The sequence below is a fragment of the Streptomyces sp. col6 genome, from assembly GCF_008042035.1.
In the GTDB taxonomy this organism is placed as follows: domain Bacteria; phylum Actinomycetota; class Actinomycetes; order Streptomycetales; family Streptomycetaceae; genus Streptomyces.
Map to the genome: position 1 here is coordinate 1428072 of NZ_RDBL01000013.1, position 5482 is coordinate 1433553.

Here is a 5482-nt window from a genome sequence, read left to right on the forward strand (position 1 = left end):
GACGTCGTCGAGGCTGACGTGGGCGGTGGGCACCCGGCGGCGGGCCGCCCAGAGCCGGGCCACGGTGGTCTTGCCGGCSCCCGCCCTCCGTGAGACCACCGGACACGTCCAGCTGCCGCCGGGCAGGCCCGTGCCGCTGCCCGTGCCGCCCGCCGAGCCCGGCACGGGCAACGCGACCCTCGCGGTGCTCCTGATCGGCCCGGCGGGCGCCGGCAAGACCACCGTGGCCCGGCTCTGGGCGGCCCGCCGCCGGGTGCCCACCGCCCACGTCAGCCTCGACGACGTCCGCGAGTGGGTCTGCTCCGGCTTCGCGGACCCGCAGGCCGGGTGGAACGACCAGTCGGAGGCCCAGTACCGCCTGGCCCGCCGCACCTGCGGCTTCGCCGCCCGCAACTTCCTGGCCAACGGCATCTCCTGCATCCTGGACGACGCCGTCTTCCCCGACCGGCCCGTCGTCGGCCTCGGCGGCTGGAAGCGCCACGTCGGCCCCGGGCTCCTGCCCGTCGTGCTGCTGCCCGGTCTGGAGATCGTCCTGGAGCGCAACGCCGAGCGCAGCGGCAACCGCCGGCTCTCCGACGAGGAGGTGGCCCGCATCCACGGCCGGATGGCCGGCTGGTACGGCTCCGGGCTCCCGATCATCGACAACTCCACGTACGACGTGGAGACCACCGCCCGGGTCCTGGACGACATACTCGCCCGGTCCCTGGCCAGCCCCCCGGCCTGGTAGGACGGCGGCCCGCCCCCCGGTCGGATGCGCTGACCGGGCGGGCCGGCCGCCGCGCTCGTACGCTCGACGCATGTCAGAGGTGTACGCCGTCCGACGCGGGCTGCTCCGCGACCGGTGCGCCGCAGTCGGATCCGCGGCCGCCCTGGTCTCCCGCCCCGCCAACGTCCGCTACCTGGCCGGGGGAGCGCCCCCGGGTGCCGTGCTGCTGCTCGGCCCCGGCGAGGACGTCCTGCTCTGCCCCCGCCCGCCGACCGGCGACCCGGCCGACGGGCGCACCGACGAGGCCCTGCGGGTGGATCTGCTGCCGGTGGCCGACGGTGATCCGGTGGTCGCCGCCGCGGACCTGGCCGTCACGGGCGGCGCGGAGTCGCTGGCCGTCGAGGAACACGACCTGACGGTCGCCCGGCACCGGGCCATGGCCTCGGTCGCGCCGAAGCTCCGGCTGGCCGATCTGGGCGCCACCGTCGAGCAGCTGCGCATCGTCAAGGACGAGGACGAGATCGGCTGCCTGCGGATCGCGGCCGAGATCACCGACCAGGCGCTGGGCGAACTCCTCGAATCGATTCTCGTCGGCCGCACCGAAAGGCACCTGGCCCTGGAGCTGGAACGCCGGCTGGTGGACCACGGCGCCGACGGACCCGCCTTCGCGACCTCCGTCGCCACCGGCCCGAACTCCGGCCGGGGCCGTCACCGGCCCACGGACCGGCGGGTGGAGGAGGGAGATTTCCTGTCCGTCTGCCTGGGCGCGAACTACCGCGGCTACCGCTGCGAGATCGGCCGGACGTTCGTCATCGGCACGGCGCCCGCCGACTGGCAGATCGAGCTGTACGAGCTGGTTTTCGCCGCTCAGAGGGCCGGCCGCGAGGCTCTGCTGCCCGGCGCCGAGTGCCGTGACGTGGACCGGGCCGCCCGCCATCTCCTGGACTCCGCAGGCCACGGCGAAGGCCTCGCGCCCTTCACGGGCCACGGGGTGGGGCTCGAAATCGATGAGGACCCGCAGCTGGCACCCGCTGCCATGGGTAAACTGGACGCTTGTGTGCCGGTCACCGTCGAACCGGGGGTCCACCTCCCGGGCCGGGGCGGGGTCCGGATCGATGACACGCTCGTCGTGCGCCCCGAGGCGGACGGCGGACCCGAGCTACTCACCATTACGACCAAGGAGCTGCTCGCGCTCTAGCGCGCGTCCCTCGGTCGTTCCACCAGCTTCAGCCCAGGAGATTCCGCAACCGTGGCTTCCACGAACGACCTCAAGAACGGCATGGTGCTCAAGCTCGACGGGGGCCAGCTCTGGTCCGTAGTCGAGTTTCAGCACGTCAAGCCCGGCAAGGGCCCGGCCTTCGTGCGCACCAAGCTCAAGAACGTGCTCTCCGGCAAGGTCGTCGACAAGACCTTCAACGCAGGCATCAAGGTCGAGACGGCCACCGTCGACCGGCGCGACATGCAGTTCTCGTACATGGACGGCGACTACTTCGTCTTCATGGACATGGACACGTACGACCAGCTGATGGTCGACCGCAAGGCCGTCGGTGACACCGCCAACTTCCTGATCGAGGGCTTCACCGCCTCCGTCGCCCAGCACGACGGCGAGGTGCTGTACGTCGAGCTGCCGGCTGCCGTCGAGCTGAAGATCCAGCACACGGACCCGGGCGTCCAGGGCGACCGTTCCACCGGCGGCACCAAGCCGGCCACCCTGGAGACCGGTTACGAGATCGGCGTCCCGCTGTTCATCACCACGGGTGAGACGATCAAGGTCGACACCCGCTCCGGCGAGTACATCAGCCGGGTGAACAAGTAGTCGTGGCTGCTCGTAACACGGCGCGCAAGCGCGCCTTCCAGATCCTGTTCGAGGCCGACCAGCGCGACGAGTCCGTGCTGACGGTCCTCGCGGACTGGGTGCGGCACTCGCGGTCCGACACCCGTCAGCCGCCGGTCACCGAGTACACGATGGAGCTCGTCGAGGGGTACGCGCAGTACGCGGACCGCATCGACGACCTCATCGTCACGTACGCCGTGGACTGGGAGCTCGACCGCATGCCGGTCGTCGACCGGAACATCCTGCGGCTCGGTGCGTACGAGCTGATCTGGGTCGACGCGACCCCGGACGCGGTGGTGATCGACGAGGCGGTGCAGATCGCCAAGGAGTTCTCCACCGACGACTCCCCGTCCTTCGTGAACGGTCTGCTGGCCCGTTTCAAGGACCTCAAGCCGAACCTCCGCCGGGAGCAGTGACTCCCGGCGGCGTTCCGCCGACGAAGGGCCCATGGCTCAAGCCATGGGCCCTTCGGCATGTCCGGACCCGGCCGCGCGCCCGCCGGGTGTACGAGAAAGCCGGGCCCGGCAGGGCACCCGTGAGGGGCCCCGCCGAACCCGGCGGCACGTTTCTTCGGGGGGCTGCTCAGCCCTCGTCGTGGGCGACGGCGCGGCGCGCGTCCGCGTCCAGCACGCCCCAGCTGATCAGCTGCTCCGTCAGCACGGAAGGCGACTGGTCGTAGATCACGGCCAGCGTGCGCAGGTCGTCCTGGCGGATCGAGAGCACCTTGCCGTTGTAGTCGCCGCGCTGGCTCTGGATCGTCGCCGCGTAGCGCTGGAGCGGACCGGCCTTCTCCGGCGGCACGTGGGCCAGGCGCTCCAGCTGGAGGACGAGCTTCGGCGGCGGCTCGGCGGCACCGCCGGGCGTCGTGCCGGGCAGGAGCTCCTGGACCGGGACGCCGTAGAAGTCCGCCAGCTCGGCAAGGCGCTGCACGGTCACGGCACGGTCGCCGCGCTCGTACGAACCGACCACGACGGCCTTCCAGCGGCCCTGGGACTTCTCCTCCACGCCGTGGAGGGAGAGGCCCTGCTGGGTGCGGATGGCACGGAGCTTGGCCCCGAGCTGCTTTGCGTATTCGCTGGACATAAGGCTCCCCGGACGCTGGAACGTTCGCGGCTCGGCCGCGTGGCTGGTAACTCACTGTGAGGTTACGCAGCGTTACTTGGCCGCGTCAAGCTGAGATGGTCCGTACCGGCTCTCCCCGGGGGCGGGGCCGAGGGTCGGTGCGGGCCCTGGTAACGTGGATGACGCAATTTCGACGTCCTTTAAGGTCCGTCCCGTGAGGCGGAGAAGGAGGTCCGTTTCTTATGGACGCACAGCACGACGCCACCGGCAACGCGGCACGCCCCGTTCTGGAGGCTCCCGACATCGCCCGGGTCCTCACCCGCATCGCCCACGAGATCGTCGAACGCGCCAAGGGCGCCGACGACGTGGTGCTCCTCGGCATCCCGACACGCGGCGTCTTCCTCGCCCGCAGGCTCGCCGGCAAGCTCGAAGAGATCACCGGCCGCACGATCCCGGTCGGCTCCCTCGACATCACCATGTACCGCGACGACCTCAGGCTGCGCCCCGCGCGCGCCCTGGCCCGCACCGAGATCCCCGGCGAGGGCATCGAGGGCCGTCTGGTCGTCCTGGTCGACGACGTCCTCTTCTCCGGCCGCACGATCCGCGCCGCCCTCGACGCGCTCGGCGACATCGGCCGGCCCCGTGCGGTGCAGCTCGCGGTCCTCGTCGACCGGGGCCACCGCGAACTGCCGATCCGCGCCGACTACGTCGGCAAGAACCTCCCCACGTCGCTGCGGGAGACGGTCAAGGTCCAGCTCGCCGAGGAGGACGGCCGCGACGCCGTGCTGCTCGGGGTCGAGCAGGCCGCCCCCGCGGTCGAGCGTTAGCTCCCCGTCCGTACGGCCCGCCCGCCGTGCGGCGGCTTCCGCGCGCCCGCATGCCTGAAACCTCCAGCCACCCGGAGAACACCCAGATGAAGCGTCACCTCATCTCGGCCGCCGACCTCACCCGCGACGACGCCGTCCTGATCCTCGACACCGCCGAGGAGATGGCCCGGGTCGCGGACCGGCCGATCAAGAAGCTCCCCACCCTGCGCGGCCGTACCGTCGTCAACCTCTTCTTCGAGGACTCGACGCGTACCCGCATCTCCTTCGAGGCGGCCGCCAAGCGGCTGTCCGCCGACGTCATCAACTTCTCCGCGAAGGGCTCGTCCGTCTCCAAGGGCGAGTCGCTCAAGGACACCGCCCTGACGCTGGAGGCGATGGGCGCCGACGCCGTCGTCATCCGCCACGGCGCCTCGGGCGCCCCGTACCGGCTGGCCACCTCCGGCTGGATCGACGGCGCGGTCGTCAACGCCGGCGACGGCACCCACGAGCACCCCACCCAGGCCCTCCTGGACGCCTTCACCATGCGCCGCCGGCTCGTCGGCGCCGACGCCGGACTCGGCAAGGACCTCGAAGGCCGCCGGATCACCATCGTCGGCGACATCCTGCACAGCCGGGTCGCCCGCTCCAACGTGCACCTGCTGAACACGCTCGGCGCCCACGTCACCCTCGTCGCCCCGCCCACCCTGGTCCCGGTCGGCGTCGAGCAGTGGCCCTGCGACGTCAGCTACGGCCTCGACGACGTGCTGGCCCAGTCCGACGCTGTGATGATGCTTCGTGTGCAGCGTGAGCGGATGAACGCCGCCTACTTCCCGACCGAGCGCGAGTACTCGCGCCGCTACGGGCTGGACGGCGAGCGCATGGCCAAGATGCCGGAGCACGCCGTCGTCATGCACCCCGGCCCCATGGTCCGCGGCATGGAGATCACCGCCGAGGTCGCCGACTCCGACCGCTGCACGGTCGTCGAGCAGGTCGCCAACGGCGTCTCCATCCGCATGGCCGTGCTCTACCTGCTGCTCGGCGGCTACGAGCCGGCCGCCTCCGTCCCCACCGCCG

Annotated in this window: 7 protein-coding genes; 6 read left to right on the plus strand and 1 reads right to left on the minus strand. The window is 71.6% G+C overall.

The window, feature by feature from the left end; translation table 11 throughout:
• Window positions 1-25 precede the first annotated feature (25 nt).
• The 4 genes from EAO73_RS23215 to nusB all read left to right on the plus strand — a co-directional run bounded on the left by EAO73_RS23215 (window position 26) and on the right by nusB (window position 2956).
• Window positions 26-727, plus strand: coding sequence for an AAA family ATPase (locus tag EAO73_RS23215; protein ID WP_224756417.1), 702 nt, complete (start codon window positions 26-28; stop codon window positions 725-727).
• A gap of 70 nt (window positions 728-797) precedes the next feature.
• Entirely contained in the window at window positions 798-1904 is a 1107-nt protein-coding gene (locus EAO73_RS23220; RefSeq protein ID WP_147973392.1) for an aminopeptidase P family protein, read from the plus strand.
• Window positions 1905-1955: 51 nt separating this feature from the next.
• Window positions 1956-2522 carry an elongation factor P gene (gene efp / locus EAO73_RS23225; protein WP_018103901.1) on the plus strand — a complete coding sequence of 189 codons (567 nt, stop codon included), beginning with the start codon at window positions 1956-1958 and terminating at the stop codon, window positions 2520-2522.
• 2 nt (window positions 2523-2524) lie between these two features.
• Window positions 2525-2956: a transcription antitermination factor NusB gene (gene nusB / locus EAO73_RS23230; RefSeq protein WP_147973393.1), complete on the plus strand. Its 432-nt coding sequence runs from the start codon at window positions 2525-2527 to the stop codon at window positions 2954-2956.
• A 166-nt stretch (window positions 2957-3122) separates the two neighbouring features.
• Here nusB and bldD read toward each other — a convergent pair whose 3' ends face one another.
• Window positions 3123-3623 (minus strand): transcriptional regulator BldD, encoded by a 501-nt coding sequence (gene bldD / locus EAO73_RS23235; protein WP_018103903.1) that lies wholly within the window; start codon window positions 3621-3623, stop codon window positions 3123-3125.
• Window positions 3624-3844: 221 nt separating this feature from the next.
• On the opposite strand from bldD, the gene pyrR reads away from it, so the two are divergent.
• Together pyrR and EAO73_RS36060 are read left to right on the plus strand one after the other, a co-directional pair.
• Window positions 3845-4429: a bifunctional pyr operon transcriptional regulator/uracil phosphoribosyltransferase PyrR gene (gene pyrR, locus EAO73_RS23240; protein ID WP_147973394.1), complete on the plus strand. Its 585-nt coding sequence runs from the start codon at window positions 3845-3847 to the stop codon at window positions 4427-4429.
• 86 nt (window positions 4430-4515) lie between these two features.
• A partial coding sequence (locus tag EAO73_RS36060; protein ID WP_224756418.1) for an aspartate carbamoyltransferase catalytic subunit occupies window positions 4516-5482 on the plus strand: 967 nt, incomplete at its 3' end.